This window comes from Pedobacter sp. GSP4 (assembly GCF_051857575.1).
Taxonomy (GTDB): domain Bacteria; phylum Bacteroidota; class Bacteroidia; order Sphingobacteriales; family Sphingobacteriaceae; genus Pedobacter.
Genome location: NZ_JBPZIR010000002.1, coordinates 543956 through 564556, shown reverse-complemented (window position 1 = coordinate 564556; position 20601 = coordinate 543956). Strand labels below are relative to the sequence as shown.

Below are 20601 nucleotides of genomic sequence, written 5' to 3'. Positions count from 1 at the left end.
TTTAGTCATTAACGCTATGTAGCTGATTAGTAAATTAATAAAGTTTAATTGTGTATTTTTAAAATAGGAAAAGAATGGTCAGATGACCTGTAATCCACCATTTTATTTATTTGTGAATATATAATTTATATATAAATTGTTAAATAAATCGTTTTAGGGTGCGTTTTAGCGAAAAAACCGAAATTATTGTACAATATTACCATTACGAATTTTGTAAATAATTGTCTTAATATTTAAAAAATTTCTAAAATAGAAGCTTTAAATTATGTAAGGGCTAAAATTTTTCTAAAAAGCATGTCAACTCTGTAATTTAAAAAATCTTTTTCGTATCTTAGTGTTTCCTATACACTAACAACTAACGAGCAAAGAATGGAACCAAACAGTGGATTGTACGATGCGCAATTTGAACACGATGCCTGCGGTATTGGGTTCGTTGCGCATGTGAAAGGGCGAAAATCGCATCAAATCATCTCCGATGCACTTACTATTTTAGAGAATCTAGACCATAGAGGGGCAAGTGGAGCAGAACCGAATACAGGCGATGGTGCCGGTATCATGATTCAGATTCCTCACGAATTTTTTTATGATGAATGTTTAAAAGCTGGCTTTAGCCTACCGGAAACCAATAACTATGGTGTAGGTATGCTTTTTATGCCAAAAGATATTAGATCAAGAGAAGAGTGCCGCGAGCTGATTTACCGTGCCGCAGAAAAACTTGGTCTTGAAATTTTAGGTTTCAGAAAAGTTGATGTAAATACTACAGATATAGGTAGCATGGCACTTTCGGTTGAGCCGGAAATTGAGCAGGTGTTTATCGCCCGTCCATATGCTGTTGCACCTGGTGCTGATTTTGAGCGCAAGCTTTATATTTTTAAAAATTACCTGATTAAGCTTATCGTTAATACCGTACATGGCGGTAAAGATTTTTATATTGTTTCGCTTTCTGCGCAAACCATTATATATAAAGGTCAGTTAACTTCTTTACAGGTTCGTACCTATTTTACCGATCTAAGCGATAAACGACTGGTTTCTGCCTTAGGTTTGGTTCACTCACGTTTTGCTACCAATACCTTTCCGTCATGGAGATTGGCCCAGCCTTTCCGCTTTATTGCACACAATGGAGAGATTAATACCCTTCAGGGAAATTTAAACTGGTTCAGGGCCGGTGTTAAATCTTTTGCCTCGGCTTATTTTACACCCGAAGAATTGGATATGCTACTGCCTGTGATCGATGAGACCAACTCTGATTCGGGCTGTTTGGATAATGTGATCGAATTATTGCTGCACTCAGGAAGAACTTTGCCACATGTACTGATGATGTTGGTGCCTGAAGCCTGGGATGGCAATGAAGATATGGATCCGGTTAAAAAAGCATTTTACGAGTTCCATGCTACTTTAATGGAGCCTTGGGATGGACCGGCAGCCATTGCATTTACCGATGGTAAATTAATTGGCGCTACCTTAGACCGTAATGGTTTACGTCCTTCGCGCTATGCCATCACTTCTGATGACCGCGTAATTATGGGTTCTGAGGCCGGTGCTTTAGCTATCGATCAGAGTACAATTATCGAAAAAGGCCGTTTAACACCTGGTAAAATGTTCGTTGTGGACATGGAGCAGGGCAGGATCATCAGTGATGATGAAATTAAAACACACATTTGCGGTAAAAGCCCCTATGGCGATTGGATTAACCAATATCAGATCCGTTTAGAGGAGCTTCCAGAGCCGCGTGTAATGTTTACGGGCCTATCTACCGAATCTATTTTTAAATATCAGCAGGTTTTTGGCTATAGCAGAGAAGATATCGATCTTTTGTTAAAACCAATGGCCATCGAAGCCAAAGAACCAATCGGTTCAATGGGTACCGATACGCCACTGGCCATTTTATCTCAGCGTCCTCAACACCTGTCTTCATATTTTAAACAGTTGTTTGCACAGGTTACTAACCCGCCTATCGATCCAATCCGCGAGAAAGTGGTAATGAGTTTGGCCAGTTTTATGGGCAGCATGGGTAACCTGCTTGAAGAAACCCCTAAACAGGCACACTGTGTAGCCATTAAACATCCTATTTTAACTAATCAAGAGTTAGAAAAACTAAGAAGTATCGATACTGGCGTTTTCCAGGCTAAAACCTTACAAACTTATTTTAGGGCCGATGGCAAACCCGGCGCTATGGCCAAAGCTTTAGACCGTCTTTGCCGTTATGCTGTTGATGCTGTAGAAGATGGTTTCCAGGTAATTGTACTTACCGATAGGGCTATCGATTCAGAGCACGCGGCTATGCCATCTTTATTGGCGGTTTCTGCAGTACACCACCACTTAATCCGCAAAGGCTACCGTGGTGCGGTAGGTATTGTTATAGAAGCGGGCGATATTTGGGAAGTACATCATTTTGCTACTTTATTGGGCTTTGGTGTTACGGCGATTAACCCTTATCTGGCTTTAGAAACCATTAACGGTTTCCAGGAAGAGTCTGGTTTATCAGCAGAGCAGCTGACCAAAAACTATATTTATGCGGTAAACAGCGGTTTGCTTAAAATATTCTCTAAAATGGGTATCTCTACCTTGCAATCATACCAAGGTGCACAGATTTTCGAAATTTTAGGTTTAAACAAGCAAGTGGTAAATACGTACTTTACCGGTGCAGTTTCGCGTATCGGTGGTTTAGGTTTAGATGAAATTGCGAAAGAAACCTTGATTAAACATCACCGCAGTTTTGGTCCGCTAACCGAAACAGAAAACCTATTGCCTGCAGGTGGAACCTATAAATTCCGCCGCAAAGGTGAAGCGCATTTGTTTAACCCGCAAACCATCCACTTATTGCAGAATGCAACCCGTAAAAACGATTACAATATTTTCAAACAATATTCTAAATTGGTTAATGAGCAAACACAACAGGCTTATACCATCCGTGGATTGTTCGAATTTAACTATAGTCGTCCTTCTGTTCCGTTAAACGAAGTAGAATCTACTGAGGCAATTTTAAAAAGATTTGCTACAGGTGCTATGTCTTTCGGTTCAATTTCGCACGAGGCACACTCTACATTGGCCATTGCCATGAACCGCATTGGCGGGAAAAGCAATACCGGAGAGGGTGGTGAAGATGAAATGCGCTATACTAAATTGCCAAATGGCGATAGTATGCGTTCGGCTATTAAACAAGTGGCATCAGCACGTTTTGGGGTAACCAGTTATTATTTAACCAATGCCGATGAGCTGCAGATTAAAATGGCCCAAGGTGCTAAACCTGGAGAGGGTGGACAGTTACCTGGACATAAGGTAGATGATTGGATTGCAAAAGTTCGTCACTCTACACCGGGGGTTGGTTTAATTTCGCCACCACCACACCACGATATTTATTCAATTGAAGATTTGGCCCAGCTGATCTTTGACCTGAAAAATGCCAACCGTGCTTCTAGGATCAATGTTAAATTGGTTTCGAAGGCTGGTGTTGGAACCATTGCGGCGGGTGTAGCTAAAGCGCATGCCGATGTAATTTTGGTATCGGGTTTTGATGGAGGTACAGGTGCTTCGCCTTTAACTTCTATTCAGCATGCGGGTTTACCTTGGGAGCTTGGCTTAGCAGAGGCGCACCAAACCTTGGTAAAAAACAAGCTGCGTAACCGTATCGTATTACAAACAGATGGTCAGTTAAAAACAGGTAGGGATATTGCTATTGCAGCATTATTGGGTGCCGAAGAATGGGGTGTAGCAACTGCTGCCCTGGTTACTTCGGGCTGTATCATGATGCGTAAATGCCACTTAAATACCTGCCCGGTTGGTGTGGCCACACAAGATCCTGAACTAAGAAAATTGTTTACAGGTGATGCTGATCACGTAGTAAACCTGTTTTATTTCTTGGCAGAAGAGTTGCGTGAAATTATGGCTGAACTTGGTTTCAGAACCATCCACGAAATGATCGGTCAGGCAGATATATTAAAAGTACGCGAACTACCTGCACAGGATTGGAAACTGAAACACCTTGATTTATCGGCAATTTTATATAAAGCCGAAGATAATGGCTTGCCTTTATTCAATACCGAGAGTCAGGATCATGGTTTAGATCACGTTTTAGATCATAAATTAATTGCTGCAGCACAATCTGCAATTGATAATAATGAGCCTGTTTTTGCAAGTTTCGAGGTTAAAAATACCGATCGTGCAATTGGTACCATGTTATCAAACGAAATTTCTAAAGTTCACCTGAGCGCAGGCTTACCTCCAGATACCATTAACTTTAAGTTTGTGGGTTCTGCCGGACAAAGTTTCGGAGCTTTTAATACCCGCGGGGTAACCTTATCGTTAGAAGGTGAAGCAAATGATTATGTAGGTAAAGGATTATCTGGTGCAAGATTGGCGATCTATCCTTTTGCAAATTCGACTTTTGTACCTGAGCAGAACATCATTATCGGAAACGTTGCACTTTATGGTGCTACTTCTGGCGAGTTGTTTGCACGTGGTAAAGCTGGCGAGCGTTTTGCGGTTCGTAACTCAGGCGCAACAGCAGTTGTTGAAGGTGTGGGCGATCACGGTTGCGAGTACATGACTGGTGGTGAAGTGCTGATCCTAGGCGATACCGGAAGCAATTTTGCAGCAGGTATGAGCGGTGGTGTAGCATGGATTTATGATGCAAATGGAACTTTTGCCCGTAAGTGTAATAAAGAAATGGTTGATTTAGATCCATTACAAGCTGAAGATGAAGAGCGTATTTTAGCTTTACTTAAAACCCATATCCGTTTAACAGACAGTAGGGTAGCAGAGTTTATCTTAAGCGATTGGAAAACACAATCTGCTCATTTTGTAAAAGTATTCCCTAAAGAGTACAAAGCAGTATTAGCAAAACGTAATCAACAAGTAAAAACACACTAAGCCATGGGAAAAGTAACAGGATTTCAAGAATATGATAGAGTTGCGCCCACAAGAGAAGAGGCTGCAACACGTGTAAAACACTACGGTGAATTTTTAAATGATTTACCCGCAAAAGAATTAAATAACCAAGCTGCCCGCTGTATGGATTGCGGTGTACCTTTCTGCCAATCAGGATGCCCATTGGGTAATGTGATTCCAGAATTTAACGATGCCGTTTATCAGGGTAAATGGGAGCAGGCAGCCAATATTTTATTAAGTACAAACAATTTCCCTGAATTTACAGGTAGGATTTGTCCTGCGCCTTGCGAATCAGCTTGCGTACTGGGTATTAACCGCCCACCTGTTTCTATCGAAGAAATTGAGAAACACATTATCGAAATTGCTTTCGAAAAAGGATTTATCAAAGCAAAAGCACCTTTAATCAGAACAGGTAAAAAAGTGGCTGTTATTGGTTCAGGTCCGGCAGGTTTAGCCGCTGCTGCTCAGTTAAATAAAGTAGGACATGAAGTTACCGTTTTCGAACGTGACGATGCGCCAGGTGGTTTGTTGAGATATGGTATTCCTGATTTTAAGCTGCAAAAAAATGTAGTAGACCGCCGCATCGATTTGATGAAAGAAGAAGGTATTATTTTTAAATGTAATGCCAATGTGGGCGAGAATGTGGAGATTGGAACTTTGTTGAGAGATTTCAATGCCATTGTACTGGCTGGTGGTTCTACCATTCCGCGCGATTTGCCAATTGATGGCCGTTCGGCTAAAGGTGTTCATTATGCAATGGATTTCTTAAAGCAACAGAACAAACGTGTTGCAAACAGAGCTGTTGAGGTGGAAGACATTATGGCTACCGGAAAAAATGTAATTGTTATTGGCGGTGGGGATACGGGTTCTGATTGTATTGGTACCTCAAACCGTCATGGTGCAAAATCGGTTACACAGTTCGAAATTATGCCGATGCCGCCTCAGGCACGTAACGAACACATGCCTTGGCCAAACTACCCAATGCTGTTGAAAAACACTTCATCTCACGAAGAAGGTGCACAACGCGCATGGTCGGTAAATACAAAAAAGTTTATTGCTGATGACAAGGGTAATTTAAAGGCATTACAAGTGGTAGATGTAGAGTGGGAAATTGATGCCAATGGCCGTCCGGTTACTTTTAAAGAGGTTGCGGGCAGCGAAAGAGATCTTCCTTGCGAGTTAGTGTTACTGGCCATGGGTTTCTTACATCCTCAAAAAGAAGGATTGATTGAGAAATTAGGTGTAGAGCTTGATAACCGCGGTAATGTGAAGGCTTCTGAGCACAGTTATCAAACCAATATTACCAAGATTTTTGCAGCTGGCGACGTTCGCCGTGGTCAATCTCTAGTAGTTTGGGCCATCTCTGAAGGTAGAGAAGCAGCCCGTAAAGTAGATGAATATTTAATGGGATCTACTAAATTGGCATCTAAGGATGCTATTGCATATGCCTAATTAAAGGTTTGAATTTATATTTTTAGGGCCGCGGTGTAAACCGTGGCCTTTTTTTTAGGTTGTTATTAAGCTAATCTATCAAGACTGTCACTCTGAGCCTGTCGAAGACCTTTGGTTAAGTTTTTGTACAATTACATTGGAATGCCTTATCAGAGCTTAAATAGCATTAAAATTCCCGCATGCGCGAGAATAACGGTTTTTCTAAGACTGTCAGTCTGAGCCTGTCGAAGACCTTTGAAATAAATGACAGGAAGATTTTTGCTTCCTCAAAACAATTTTAATTGCTCATTTACCGGCGGTTTCTCCTTTCCAAATACCGTTCGGCCACCATATCTCCAGCTTTCTGCTCTTTCTTTCTCGATTACTTTTTCGAAATCCATATTGGGAATAAAATCTGCTTCAGCATGCCGTGCAATCTGATGCAACGATTTGATCGCTTGTTGCTTATCCGTATTTCCAATCTTAGCTTTTTCAATTGATTTTTGCAGAACGCTTATCGTTTCATCAAAAACATTTACCGGAACAGGAAAAGGGTGCCCATCTTTGCCGCCATGTGCAAAAGAGTAGCGCGCCGGATCGCTAAACCTGGATGGCGTTCCATAAATTACCTCGCTTACCAAAGCCATTGATTGTAGCGTTCTTGGCCCCATACCTTCCAGCAATAAAAGTGCTTCAAAATCTTGAGGGTTTTTCTCCTGTGCGAGCCATAAAATACTTCCTAATCTTTTTAAATCCACATCTTTTGCCCTAACATCATGGTGATTGGGCAAAACCAGTTTCTGTACTTCCGCAATCATCCTTATGGGCGATTCAGCAGTCATATCCATCATTATTTTTCTGGTCATATCGGCCTCTTTCGAGGTGAGGTTTAATATTTTGCCCTGGTTAATGCCGCATATGCCCGAATGTGGCTCTTCTACAAAAGATGTTAAGTTTTCCGAATGCCAGTGGTAACGGCGCGCAGTTGAACTGGCATCGCTCATGCCTTGTTGAACCACAGCCCAATCGCCTTCGTTACTCAAAATAAAACTGTGCAGGTAGAGTTGAAAACCATCTTGAATGGCGGTATTATCTACTTTAGCACTCAATTTACTTGCCCTAATCAGTTCAGTGCCATTTAGCCCTGTCTGATCGGCTATTTTTAAAAGTTCGTTTGGGGTTTCGCGGCTAAATTTTCCTTTACCACCACAAATATAAATCCCCAGTTCTTTTGATAGTGGGTTGATGGCCTTTTTTAGCGCACCCATTACAGAAGTGGTAATGCCTGATGAATGCCAGTCCATGCCCATAACCGCACCCAAGCTTTGAAACCAGAATGGACTGCTCAACCTACGGATCACTTCTGCTTTTCCATACTCAATTAAAATGGCTTCGGTTATGGCCAGGCCCAATTTGGCCATGCGCTGGGCCAGCCATGGCGGTACTTGGCCATAATGTAAAGGTAAATCTGCGCTTCCTGATCTTTTCAATACTAACAAATTTAGTAAAAAATAAACTTAAAAATTATAAACTGCTAATAAAATGCATCATTTTTCGAGTTATCGGAAGGCGTGTTTCCTCAAATAAAAAACGATTAATGAATATTTTTGTTATTTTGAGTAAAGATTCTGGCTCCGAAGCTTGTTCAATATATGCGAAAATTCTTACAACGTTTACTCAATGCCTGGATCATCAAAATGTCGAACAAATTTGGTTCAAGGCCTAAGTTAAAACGTGTACACGATGCTTTAAGTAAACTGTTTAAAACCATCATCAACGAACCTGGTAAACGCGGACTGATTTTTGAAATTTCGGAAAACGATAAATTTATCATTCTTTCCGATCAGCATAAGGGCGCCCGCGATTATGCCGACGATTTTAGCCTGGCTGAGAAAAACTACCTAAAAGCACTTGAATTTTACCATCTGGAGGGATTTCATTATATCAATTTGGGCGATAGTGAAGAGCTTTGGGAAAACCTGATGGAAAGTGTAATTAAGCACAATAAACAGACTTTCGAAGCGGAAAAGGCATTTGTAGATAGCAATAGGTTTACCAAAATATTTGGCAACCACGATTTGTACTGGGACAACGATCCACTGGCTGGATTTAACCTCAATCGAATTTATGGAAAAAAAGTACCTATTTATGAAGGCGCCATACTCCGCATGCCTTTTGGAGCCCATAAACTGGATATTTTTTTAACGCATGGCCATCAGGGCGATATGCAAAGCGATGGCAACTGGTTTAGTAAATGGTTTGTGAGCACCATTTGGGCACCTTTGCAGGCCTATCTTCAAATTAACCCGAATACGCCTGCATACGATAACCAACTTAAAACAGTGCACAATGCGATGATGTATGGTTGGGTAGCCAAACAGGTTAACAAGGTATTGATTACTGGACATACCCATCAACCGGTTTTTGCTTCTTTAACCCATTTGGAGCGGATATATGTGAAACTAAAACAGGCCAGAAAAGATAATAATCAAGCAGAAATCGATTTGTTGGAGGCAGAATTAAGTAAACGTATAAAGGAAGGGGATAAAGGCCCGCGTTTTCGAAAATACAAACCCGGTTATTTTAACAGCGGCTGCTGTTGTTTTAATGATGGGGATATGACGGGTATAGAGCTCGAAAATGGGCTAATCCGTTTAATTAAATGGTCGTACCATAAAAATGCCGTACCCGAAAGGATTATCCTCGAAGAAATGAAACTCGCAGATTTGGTAGAGATGAATTTACTTAATAGGTAATGTTACGTAGAAGCTTGTACCTTGATTTTTTCCTTTACTTTCTGCCCATAATTTTCCCTTGTGCATCTCTACAAATGCATTTGCCGTAATTAAACCCAGTCCATTTCCACTTTCTTGATGGGTGGGCTGTGCGCTTAAATTGGCAAATTTCAAAAACAACCTGTCCAGATCTTCAGCAGTTAAGCCTACGCCGTTATCGGTTATAATTATGGTTATTTCATGGTCGGTTGCCTGTTGCGTAATATTAATCTCTTGATTTAAGTGCGAAAATTTGATGGCGTTGCCGATCAGTTCGTTAAAAACCACTTGGAGCTTTTCAGCATCTCCAAAAACAGCAGCTGTAGGATCAATATTTAGCTGTATAGTTTGATTTTTACGTGTGCTTACTAAATTTAAGCTGTTTTTTACCTCCTCTAACAACACTTTGAGCTCAACCCTTGCTTTTTGGGGTTTAAAAGATCTGGATTCTTTTTTGGCTGAGCTTAAAATGTTATTTAGGTTATCCACCATTCTTTTCGATTGCGCATTGATTTTACCCGCAATTAATACCGCTTTCTCATCAATTCCCTGTATTCTGCCCACCAGTTCCGATTGTAATGAAATGGTGGTCATCGGATTTTTAAGGTCGTGTACCAGCACATGCAGGCGGTCATCGTATGCTTTAAAGGTTCTTCTTAAAGCCGCTCTCACTTCCAGTTTGTCCATTACCATCTCTGCAAGCAGGTTTAGCATATTTATTTCCTTATGGCTAGCTTGATGCGGCACGGTATCGTAAACATAAATTAGGCCTATGTTGTATCCTTCTGGCGTACAAATTGGGGCAGAAGCAAAAAAAGCAATATGCTGTCCAATAATCGGCTGAATATCATTTACAGTTACTGTATTTGGTAAAGGCAATTTAAAGTCGGCCACTTTACCCACAACAGCTTTGTGAAATATGTTACTGTTACCCTCAAAAATTATCCCTGCATGAGGCAAATCGAAAATGTTGGCTGCCAGCTGTGCAATATTGTCAAAAGCCTGCTCTGCCGGGGTATCTAAAATATCATACTGCATCAATTTATGTAAACGTAATGTTCCATCGGGCAAAAGGGTATTTCCTACTTTTTCATTGTGCATCCTTGGATATGATTTAGGTATTAAAAGATCGATAAATAAAGGAAAAGATTATCAATTATCCATAAATAATGTAAACAATTATGTGGTAAATTTAGTTAATATAAAGTTGTAGCTGCTGGAGGGCAAAGAGTTTAATTACCACCAAATAACTTTAATAATGAGATTATATATTGAACGTAAACCTGTTAAGGTTAATCCTGATACGAAGAGAGTTATTGCCCGGTTTTTTTTTAATGGCGAAGAGCGCGCCTTGGAAGTAATTAGAAAAGTTTTAGAGTTTTCTGATGAAAGAGTATTCTCCCTGGTATCGCCGATATTACAGGAATACTCTAAAAGACACAGGAACATTACCAAAATTTTAATGCGCCACTGTAAAAAACTGAAGAAACAGTTTACTGCACTCGGTACCACTTTCGAAGATATAGATGAGTATACCCGGTTATTGATCGGTGCTTATTTTACGCATGAATATTCTATTGAGTCTGCCGCTTTTTTTAACCCGAGTATTGTCGATGATCCTGATCAGACCGATTTGGTTGAGGGAGAGAAAAGGGTAATTATCAGCTTCAGGGCAGTTGGCGAAGGGCATATTTCATCCATTGTTTTCAGAAGGGCGCTCATTGATAAAAACAACAACATACAGGTTTTACCGGTTGGCAATTATGTAGATGAAGCTGAGGTGGTTAAAAATGCCATTTATGTTAAAAAACTGTTTTTGAAAAAGGCTGCTTATGCGCAGATCGATCCTTCGGTATTGGAAGAAATAGAATCTAAGCTGGATGATAAGTTTGAATATACGAGCCTGAGCAATATCATTAAAGATTCTAAAAGCCTGCACAAAGAAAACCCCGACCGTTTAATTGAATATGATAAAGTTCTTTGGCTTTCGGATACATACCACACCATCAGTTTTTCTAAAGATACCGATATATCCGACCGGGTAATTTTTCCGATCTCTGAATTTGAACGGAAGGGAATTGAAGATGCCCGCTTTGTTAAATTTATCAAAGATGATGGAAAAGTGCTCTATTATGCCACATACACCGCTTTTGATGGCTCGTTGATAATACCTAAACTGGTGCAGACGGAAGATTTTTATGAATTTAAGGTTATTCCGCTTTATGGCGATGGCGCACAGAACAAAAACCTGGCTTTATTTCCACGGAAAATTAAGGGTAAATATGTAATGATGAGTAGGATAGATGGCTGGAACAATTACCTGATGTTTTCGGATAAGGTTAATGTTTGGGAAAATCCGATTTTATTAAAACAGCCCCGTTACGATTGGGAACTGGTACAGATCGGCAATTGCGGTTCGCCCATTGAAACCGATAAAGGCTGGTTGGTCATTACACACGGCGTAGGCCCGATGCGGAGATATTGTATTGGGGTGAGCTTGCTCGATCTGGATGATCCCAGCAAGGAAATTGGCCATTTAAAAGAACCATTAATTATTCCCAACAATGATGAACGCGAAGGTTATGTACCCAATGTGGTTTACTCTTGTGGATCGATTATCAGCAATGGCGAACTGATTATTCCATATGGCTTATCCGATTACAGTTCATCATTTGCAACGGTAAATTTAGAATTACTGCTAAATAAGTTGTTGGAGAATCAGGATTAACGTTACAGGCATTGATAATTAGGCAAGCCATAAACGCGAATGTGGTTGTTTATGTGTTGTAAAAATCCGCATTAATTCTTTGAGTTTTATATTAGAAAAAAAAAGGCCCGTTCAGAAATGAACGGGCCTTAATATTTCCAAGACAATTAAATCATCAAATGCACTTATCGGCCTCTACCAATGGCGAAGCCAAGGTTTCGTATTCTGCTTCTGCAGCTTTTAAGATGGCCAAATGCGAAATAAAGTAAGCTAAAGTACTCTCTGCACCCTGATTTCTATTTACGCTGTTAAACTGTAAGCCATCGGCGCAACCATGTGTTTCAAAATCGTACAGCGGGATGTGAAGGCTATTTTTACCTAAAAACCATTCGTAACTGGTATGCATTAAACTGAGGTACTGCGTATCTTTGGTTATCTCGAAAGTTTTGGCATAAAGTAAAACCATGGCCATGGTTTCTATCGCCTGTTGATCATAAATTGGGTTTTTGCCATGTTTTTTCATCCAGCCCGCATTACCCACAGGGTTTAAATATCCATTTTCGAAAGAAAAGCTGTTTAAAAAGCTGATGCTTTCCATGGCAATTTTGTAAGAAGTCAAATTTCCGGTAGCTTCGTAATGATGCAACAGTGCCAATGGCAGTATCGCATTGTCGTAGGTTAAAATATCTTCGAACCAATGCCATTCTCCATCTTTATTTTCCTGATAGGCTGTTGTTAACGCTTTAGCCAGTAGGTTAATTTCTGTGGTAATTACTTCATCACCGGGATGTGCACACAGATAATAAGATAAACCGATTATGGTATTGGCTTTTCCACGGATATATTTCAGTTCCTTAAAATGAGTTATGGCATGCGAGAAAAGCTCGCGGCCAAATTCGCGGTAAGAATTGTTCGGCGCACTACTGATTAAATAACCCAAAGACCAAATGGTTCGGCCAAATGAATCTTCAGAACCTACTTCATCCAGGTAATTCCGGTTGAAACTTAAAAAATTTCTAAAATTACCATTATCGGCCTGCATGTATTGGATAAAACTAAGGTAAACCGGCATAAATTTTAAGGCCTTGGGGTTTTTATCCTGTTCGCTGGCCATTAAGGTCATAATCAAAGCCCTTGCATTGTCATCAATGCAATAACCTTCTTTCAGATTCGGGATTCCGAAACGTGCATGCTGGATTATTCCAGTATCATCCGTTAATAAGGAAATATGGTCGAGGTTTAGCGCCGGCATGCTTTCTACATCAATAATTGGAGGGGTAATTCTTTCCGGTTTTTTACCTGCAGCCAGTGCATCTTCCAATACCTGTAAATAAACGCCTCCAATGGCTGGCCAACGTAAATTTAATCCATATTGGTAAGCGTTTTCCCTAAGCTTTTGATATTTACGGTCATCGCCTAAAAGTTCGTTCACAATAATGGCCAACTGCTTATCATCTTTAAAATCAAAGAGTTTACCTCGGTTGTCGGCCAACAGTTCTTGCGCATGCCAATATGGGGTAGAAACCACGGCTGCACCTGCACCAATTGCATACGATAATGTGCCGCTGGTAATCTGCGCTTCGTTTAAATATGGGGTAATGTAAATGCTGCTGGCAGTTAAGTACTGGTGCAGTTCGTTTTCGGATACAAACTTATTAACGAAGGCAATGTTGTTTTCTACACCCAACTCTTTTGCCAGTGCTTTCAAGCTATCGCGGTATTCCTCGCCGTTGTGTTTCACTACTCCTGGATGGGTATTTCCTAAAATCACATACAGTACATCAGGGTTTTGGGCCACAATTTCGGGCAAAGCCTTGATTACAGTTTCCAAACCCTTATTGCGGCTAATTAAACCGAAGGTGAAAAGTACCTTCCTGCCTTTAAACAGGCTGCTCTGCGAAATTTCATTATTGATAATCGGTTCCAGATCGGGTACACCATGCTCTATCAATTGTATAGAGGATTTAGGGATCTGATAAATGCTGGTTAAAAACAGAACAGCTTTTTTGCTCATCACCACTATTTTGGCAGATTTGAGCGCTATTTCTTTGATAATGGTCTGCTGCATAAAATTCGGTTCTTTTAAAACCGTATGTAGAATGCTGATAAATGGTTTTTTTAACCTATTAATCAATGATAACAGAAACACACCGCTATTACCGCCGTAGATGCCAAACTCATGTTCAATAATGCAGGTATCTACATCACTGTTATTGATAAAATCTGCCGCTTCAATATAATCTTGTTGGTTTTGCTGGCGGATTACAAACTTAACCTCCTTTGGATAATCGTGTTCGTTGAGGTCATCAGATTCGTTCAAAGCTACAACAAAGCTCTTTTGCGGTTGATAAGCTTTATTTAAGCTCAAAGCGTTTACCAAATTTTGATTAAAGGTAGCTAAACCGCATTCGCGTGGTGGGTAGGTTGAAATATAAGCTATTTTCATAAGTATTTCAATAGGGGTTGATACTTATACAACATTATATAAGTTAAATAGTTTGTTGCGCAGCACATTTAGGCCAATTAATCGCAAAACAATCTTGTTTAAGAACTTGTTAGTAGGTAAATATTTCGCTATGAGATCAATATGGAAGGGTTCAATCGGATTTGGTTTGGTAAACATCCCTGTTAAACTGTTTTCCGGTGTCCAAAACAGTAACCTCGATCTGGATATGCTTGATGAGCGTGACCATGCAAAAATTAAGTTTTTGAGGGTAAACGAAAATACCCACAAAGAAGTGCATTTCGAAAAGATTGTAAAAGGCTATTTCTTAAAAGATAAATATGTGGTGTTGGATAAGCATGATTTTGAAGAGGCTGCTCCCGAAAAAACAAAAATTATAGAGCTCGAAAATTTTGTTGATATCAAAGAAATCAACCCAGTTTATTATGAAACCTCTTATTATACCGAGCCTGAGAAACAGGGAAAAAAAGCCTATGCTTTATTGCTCAAAGCCTTAGAAAAATCAGGAAAAGCGGGCGTGGCCAGGTTCGTGCTACGCAATACCGAAAACCTGTGTGTAATACATCCCATGCAACATGTAATCGTAATTACCAAGATCAGGTTCGAACAGGAAATCAGAAGTTTATCCGAAATTACCAAAGCCGATGATATTACCATTACCAAGAAAGAAATGGATGTGGGCCTGGCACTGATTAAACAATACAGCTCTAAATTTGATTTAAGCGCTTTTAAAGATGACTATAGCAATGAGCTGTTAAAAATTATTAAAGCCAAAGCCAAGGGAAAACGGGCTACCGTTAAAAAGATGAAACCTCAAAAAGCCACGAGTGATGATCTTTACGATCAACTGATGCAGAGTTTAGGATCTAAGAAAGGGGCTTAGCTTATTTTTGGTTGCTTATCTATACAAAATAAGATCACATCTAAGTGAATTTCCCTGGGGCGGATTTTTAAGCGCTCACCCCAGGGAAATTTATGTTATTTAAATGCTGCTTTTAACTGTTCAGCAGCATATGCCTGTGCGGCTTTGGCTTCGGGTACCAAAATGGCCATACCAAAGAATTCGTGTGTTACGCCTTCATAATTTTTGCTATCTACCTTTACACCGGCTGCTTTAAGTTTATCGGCCAGCATAACACCATCATCGTGCAGCGGGTCAATTTCTGCTGTGATTATTGTTGTAGATGGCAATCCTTTCAAATTGGCATTCACCAATGATATTTTCGGATCTTGTGCTTCAATCATGGTATTTAAATACTTTTCTGTAAACCAGCCCATCATCGCTTTGTTCAAGGGTTTTGCTTTTTCGTAGTTTTTGTACGATTCGGTATCCATATTCGCTTGTGCTATCGGATAAACCAACACTTGGTGTACCGGTACCATAATGTGCTTATCGCGCGCCATGATGGATACATTTGCCGCTAAATTTCCACCAGCACTTTCGCCCACTACAGCAATTTTCGCCGGATCGGCTTTTAAGTCGACAGCATTTTTAATGGCCCATTCGTAGGCTGCAAAAGCATCGTTATGTGCTGTAGGAAATTTGTTTTCGGGTGCCAGGCGGTAAGCTACCGAGATTACAATTGCACCAACCTGCTCGGCCAGCGCCTGCGCAGAAGCATTGTATACATCAAGGTTAGCAATAACAAAACCTCCACCATGGTAATAAACAATAAGCGGTAAAGCACCATTGCTTGCCTTTGGGGTATAAATCCGAAGGTGTATATTGCCGCCTTTTACAGCTATATCTTTACCCATGGTATCCACTTTTGCTGCTGGTACAGTAATGTTGTTCTGTTTAACCAGATCCATAACTGCGTCAGTTGGTGTATGGTTTTTTCGTGCATCAACTGCACTGAGTGTTTCTAAAGGTTTATCCCCATAACTGCTTAATTTCTCAATAACGGTCTGCATTTCGGGCTTAATTGTTTTGCCCCATTCAGGTGCCGGACCGGTAGGTTTTAAGCCTGCATTAATGGTAGAATCTTTTACAGTAGAATCGGTTGTGGTTGTGGTTTTTGTACCGCTAGTGCAGGAATATAGCGAAACTGCAACGGTTAGCAACAATGCCGATGTTTTTAACGGATTGATTTTCATAAGTTTAATTTTATTAATGTTTTTTTTCTATTAACATGAGCAATCGATAAGAGTTTTTATTCGTTCACAACTTTTTAGAATCTGATCAAATTCCAAACATCTTTATCCTTTTGGCTGTTCTAATCTTAAACTAAATTTATGTTAACAGAAATAACCGGATTACCAGATCAAGTTTTTGGCGTAAGGGCCACTGGCGAAGTAACCAGCGAAGATTTGAAAAATGTTTTGCTGCCTGGCCTAAAAAGAACAGCCGAAAGGTTTGATGAGATCAGATATTTGTTGGTATTGGAAACCAGCGTTAAAAACTTTACCGCAGGTGCCTGGGTACAGGATGCGAAAGCCGGCCTTCAGAATTTTACCAAATGGAAAAAAATTGCAGTGGTAAGTCCTGAAAAGGAAGTAGAGTGGTTTACCGATATTTTTACCGTGCTTACACCGGGCTCCTCAAAAGGTTTTAAACCAGATGAAATTGAAGCTGCCAAAACCTGGTTGCTTACTGATGACTAATTTTAATTTAACAAGGTATGAAAAATACAAAAACATCGGCAGAAAGTAGCAAGGCTACAGCCCCGAAAAATGCAAAAGCAAAAGGAGCCGAAGAAAAAGTGACTTCGGCTAAAGATGCAAAAAAAGTAAGCGTAACCAAAGATTCTTCTGTTAAACATAAGAAGCCCTAAGTATAACATCATTCCGTTTTTATGAAGCTAGATGCCCCAGATACAGACCGTTTTTATAATAAAGCATACGATTGGATAATTGATAAAGGACCTTCATTTCTTTTCGGTATTATATTGCTCTTTGTTGGGCTTTGGCTCATTAAGCTTCTGGGCAGGTGGATACAGAACGGCATGCACAGGAAAGATATCAATCCATCATTAAGGCCATTTTTAACCAGCTTGCTCTTAATTACACTGCGTATTTTGCTGGTGCTCTCGGTAATGCAGATTATCGGTATCGAGCTTACATTTTTAACGGTATTAATTGGAGGTATTGGTGTTGCAGCAGGTTTGGCGCTTTCCGGAACGCTGCAGAACTTTGCCAGCGGCGTACTTATTTTATTGCTAAAGCCATTTGTTGTGGGCGATAATATTATTGCTCAGAGTCAGGAAGGAACAGTAACCTCTATACAGATATTTTATACCATTGTTAAAACTTTTGATAACCGTACAGTTGTAATCCCCAATGGGAAGTTATCCAACGAGGTAATTATTAATATTAGCCGGGAGGGAAGCAGGCGCCTGGATATAGAAATGAAATTTAGTTATGGCATAGATTACGAGCAGGTGGTAACCATTTTTAATAAAACCGTTGATGAGTTTAAAGACTGTTTAAAAACACCTGAAAGACGGATAGGAGTGTCTGCTTTAGAAGATAGTGGTTTCAAGGTGCTGCTCAATCTTTGGGTAAAAGCACACGGTTTTACCGATACTAAGCTATCTTTTCAGGAAGTTTTGATGAAAAACCTAAAACTTGGCGGAATAAAATTACCTGGAATGACCGACTAAAAATTACTTTCTTAGCAGCGCATAGATCTTGTCCATTAAATCATCTATGTTAAAAGGCTTGGCCATAAAATCATCCGCTTCAAAACCATCGAGTGTATAATTGGCTGCATTGTAACGGGCAGAAATCATTAAAACCGGAATATGCTTGGTGGTTTGCGTATGCTTTAATTCTTTCAAAAGTTCCCTTCCATCTGCATCTGGAAGCATGATATCCATAATAATTACATCTGGACTAAACTGATGCACGTGTTGAATAAAATCAGCTCCTTTGTTTAACCCATCAACATTAAAAGCTTCGCTTTCTAAAATAAGTGTAATAACATCTAGGATTGCATGGTTATCTTCTATAACCAAAATATTCTTCTTTGCCAAAATTAGGGACTGTTGTTTAAAGTTTGAACAAATATATAATAAAAATCAAAGTGTAAAACTGATTGTACTAAATTAGAATTAATTTAAAAATAGGCTTAATATTTGTTAATTCGTAAAATCTAACGATTTTGCGTGACCTAAAAACTTATATGAATAAATTTTCTGTAGACTTAACCAATTGTGACAAAGAACCCATTCATATTCCGGGTAAAATCCAGTCGCATGGCTTCTTGATAGCTGTTAGTAAAATCGACTTTTCAATTACCTATATCAGTGAAAACATCAGCGATTTTCTTAAGGAGGACGGCAAGAACTTACTAGACAAACAGCTCGCTGTAATCAATGATTATATTACACGGCAAGATACTGGTTTTAATATTGAAGATCTGCTGAAACTGGGTATAATCAGGAAAAACTTTGATGGTATTATTCCGCACCCTATAGAAATAAATGCCAGTCTTTTCTATTTGATCATATCTGCCTCAGAAAACGATTGGTTGTTAGAATTCGAGCCTGTTACTTTACAATATGATATCCAGAGTTCAATTGGTCGTTCTGCTTCATCTATGCTTCAGGGTAAAAGTGTTGCCGCCTTATTGAGCAGTGCCGCACAGGAAGTTAAAAAGTTGATTGATTATGATCGGGTAATGATTTATAAATTCTTGGACGATGGCCATGGAGAAGTTGTGGCCGAAGAAAAGAACGAGAATCTTGAGGCATTTTTCGGGCTGCATTACCCAGCCTCCGATATTCCGAAGCAGGCACGTGAGCTATACAAGCTTAACCTCACACGGCTAATTGCAGATGTTAACAAAGCAGATTCGCCAATAATTACCTTTAAAGAAGACGTACCACTTAATTTAACCAATGGGGGTTTAAGGGCGGTATCACCAATACACATCCAATATTTAAAAAATATGGGTGTACAATCGAGTTTCAGTATTTCTTTAATCGCACACGGCGAGTTATGGGGCTTAATTGCCTGCCATAACTACAGCCCTAAGTTTATTGATTACAGGGCGCGCGAGGGATCTAAATTAATTGGGCAGATTCTTTCTTCGGCTCTAGAGTACCGCGAAGAAGAAGAAGATGCAGAGGTTGTAAAGAAGTTTAAAGATACTGCTACTATACTTACCGATTACCTGGCCCGAGATAAATACCTGATTGAAGCCATTACAGGCCACCAAGAAACAATTTTAGACATTACCAAAGCATCTGGCGTAGCCATTATTTTCGAAAATGAGCTTAAAACAATAGGTGATGTACCCACTGATGATCAGATTTGGGAACTTGCCGGTTGGTTAAAGAAAACAAGTGATGAATCTATTTATTACACCCATAGGCTATCCGAAATCCATTCGCCTGCCAAAAAGTATAAATCCAACGCCTCTGGTATTCTAGCCTGTACATTAAATAAAGAGCTGGGCGAAATGATTATCTGGTTTAAGCCCGAAATGATTACTACGGTAAATTGGGCCGGTAATCCGGAGAAACCCGCAACCCCTTCTGAAAATGGATTGTTGAACCTATCGCCAAGAACTTCTTTCGAAACCTGGTCGCAGGTGGTAAACAATACTTCAGAGAAATGGCTTGCCGAAGAAATTTCTTCAGTGCTGCGCATCCGCGAGATTATCATTACTGATATCAATAAAAAGGCCAATGAAATTAGGTTGTTAAACGAGAAACTCCAGGCTGCGTACGAAGAGCTCGACACCTTTAGTTATACCATATCACACGATTTAAGAACGCCTCTAACATCGATTAAAACCTATGCAGAGCTGATGCTCAAAAACAAGAGCTTGGATGATAACGGTAGGCGGATGCTGGACAGGATATTGCACGGTGCCGAAAAAATGAATTTCCTGATCAAAGAAATCTTAAATTTGGCAAGAGTAGGCCGTTCAGATATAATTTTTGAAACAGTTGACATGCAATTGTTGTTAAGTGAGATAAGAAATGAAGTTTGGGCTGCCTTTAAAGCAGACCAATCTGAATTAATTTTAGGTCAATTAACTGATTTAAAAGGAGATAAGACGATGATTGCCCAGGTATTTACCAACCTGATCGGTAATGCTGTAAAATACTCTTCAACAGCAGAAAAACCGAAGATCGAGGTTTGGTCGTACATAGATGGTGGAGAAACAGTTTATGCCATTAAAGATAATGGTATAGGAATTGATAACCGTTATTATGACAGGGTTTTTGAACTGTTTAAACGAATGGATAACGTTAAGGACATAGAAGGTACAGGTGTAGGACTGGCCATTGTTAAAAGGATTGTAGAGCGGCACAATGGAAGGGTTTGGTTTGATAGTAAGTTAAATATGGGTTCGACCTTTTATGTAGCATTTAAGAATAGATAAG

At 39.8% G+C, this 20601-nt stretch carries 14 protein-coding genes; 9 read left to right on the top strand and 5 right to left on the bottom strand.

Annotated elements, in window-relative coordinates:
• Positions 1–369 precede the first annotated feature (369 nt).
• Together gltB and ACS5PU_RS05900 are read left to right on the top strand one after the other, a co-directional pair.
• Positions 370–4869, top strand: coding sequence for a glutamate synthase large subunit (gene gltB, locus ACS5PU_RS05905; RefSeq protein WP_439458351.1), 4500 nt, complete (start codon positions 370–372; stop codon positions 4867–4869).
• Between the two features lie 3 nt (positions 4870–4872).
• Complete coding sequence (locus ACS5PU_RS05900; protein ID WP_439458350.1) at positions 4873–6339, top strand: glutamate synthase subunit beta; 1467 nt, start codon at positions 4873–4875, stop codon at positions 6337–6339.
• 266 nt (positions 6340–6605) lie between these two features.
• Here ACS5PU_RS05900 and ACS5PU_RS05895 read toward each other — a convergent pair whose 3' ends face one another.
• The gene (locus tag ACS5PU_RS05895) at positions 6606–7808 is read right to left on the bottom strand and encodes a DUF763 domain-containing protein (RefSeq protein WP_439458349.1); all 1203 of its coding nucleotides are present in this window, start codon (positions 7806–7808) and stop codon (positions 6606–6608) included.
• A gap of 162 nt (positions 7809–7970) precedes the next feature.
• On the opposite strand from ACS5PU_RS05895, the gene ACS5PU_RS05890 reads away from it, so the two are divergent.
• Positions 7971–9074, top strand: a complete 1104-nt coding sequence (locus ACS5PU_RS05890) for a metallophosphoesterase (RefSeq protein WP_439458348.1) — start codon at positions 7971–7973, stop codon at positions 9072–9074.
• Here ACS5PU_RS05890 and ACS5PU_RS05885 read toward each other — a convergent pair.
• Positions 9060–10193: a GAF domain-containing sensor histidine kinase gene (locus ACS5PU_RS05885; RefSeq protein WP_439458347.1), complete on the bottom strand. Its 1134-nt coding sequence runs from the start codon at positions 10191–10193 to the stop codon at positions 9060–9062. The two genes, ACS5PU_RS05890 and ACS5PU_RS05885, sit on opposite strands and share 15 nt — an antisense overlap.
• A 157-nt stretch (positions 10194–10350) precedes the next feature.
• Between ACS5PU_RS05885 and ACS5PU_RS05880 the strand changes: the two genes are divergently transcribed.
• Positions 10351–11820: a glycoside hydrolase family 130 protein gene (locus ACS5PU_RS05880; RefSeq protein WP_439458346.1), complete on the top strand. Its 1470-nt coding sequence runs from the start codon at positions 10351–10353 to the stop codon at positions 11818–11820.
• 154 nt (positions 11821–11974) lie between these two features.
• Here the strand turns inward: ACS5PU_RS05880 and ACS5PU_RS05875 are convergent, their stop codons facing one another.
• Positions 11975–14245, bottom strand: a complete 2271-nt coding sequence (locus ACS5PU_RS05875) for a glycosyltransferase (protein WP_439458345.1) — start codon at positions 14243–14245, stop codon at positions 11975–11977.
• Positions 14246–14375: 130 nt separating this feature from the next.
• Here ACS5PU_RS05875 and ACS5PU_RS05870 point away from each other — a divergent pair, with 130 nt between their 5' ends.
• Positions 14376–15146 (top strand): Ku protein, encoded by a 771-nt coding sequence (locus tag ACS5PU_RS05870; RefSeq protein ID WP_439458344.1) that lies wholly within the window; start codon positions 14376–14378, stop codon positions 15144–15146.
• A gap of 95 nt (positions 15147–15241) precedes the next feature.
• On the opposite strand, the gene ACS5PU_RS05865 is transcribed toward ACS5PU_RS05870, so the two are convergent.
• Complete coding sequence (locus ACS5PU_RS05865) at positions 15242–16360, bottom strand: alpha/beta hydrolase (protein ID WP_439458343.1); 1119 nt, start codon at positions 16358–16360, stop codon at positions 15242–15244.
• A 138-nt stretch (positions 16361–16498) separates the two neighbouring features.
• On the opposite strand from ACS5PU_RS05865, the gene ACS5PU_RS05860 reads away from it, so the two are divergent.
• Genes ACS5PU_RS05860 through ACS5PU_RS05850 form a run of 3 tightly spaced genes read left to right on the top strand, consistent with a single transcriptional unit; the run spans position 16499 to position 17865 of the window.
• Positions 16499–16867, top strand: coding sequence for an STAS/SEC14 domain-containing protein (locus tag ACS5PU_RS05860; protein WP_439458342.1), 369 nt, complete (start codon positions 16499–16501; stop codon positions 16865–16867).
• A 17-nt stretch (positions 16868–16884) separates the two neighbouring features.
• Positions 16885–17037 (top strand): hypothetical protein, encoded by a 153-nt coding sequence (locus ACS5PU_RS05855; protein ID WP_439458341.1) that lies wholly within the window; start codon positions 16885–16887, stop codon positions 17035–17037.
• A gap of 21 nt (positions 17038–17058) precedes the next feature.
• Positions 17059–17865, top strand: coding sequence for a mechanosensitive ion channel family protein (locus ACS5PU_RS05850; RefSeq protein WP_439458340.1), 807 nt, complete (start codon positions 17059–17061; stop codon positions 17863–17865).
• A 3-nt stretch (positions 17866–17868) separates the two neighbouring features.
• Here the strand turns inward: ACS5PU_RS05850 and ACS5PU_RS05845 are convergent, their stop codons facing one another.
• A complete protein-coding gene (locus ACS5PU_RS05845; protein WP_439458339.1) occupies positions 17869–18237 on the bottom strand; it encodes a response regulator transcription factor in 369 nt (122 codons plus the stop codon).
• Positions 18238–18386: 149 nt separating this feature from the next.
• Here ACS5PU_RS05845 and ACS5PU_RS05840 point away from each other — a divergent pair, with 149 nt between their 5' ends.
• A complete protein-coding gene (locus ACS5PU_RS05840) occupies positions 18387–20600 on the top strand; it encodes an ATP-binding protein (protein WP_439458338.1) in 2214 nt (737 codons plus the stop codon).
• Position 20601 lies beyond the last annotated feature (1 nt).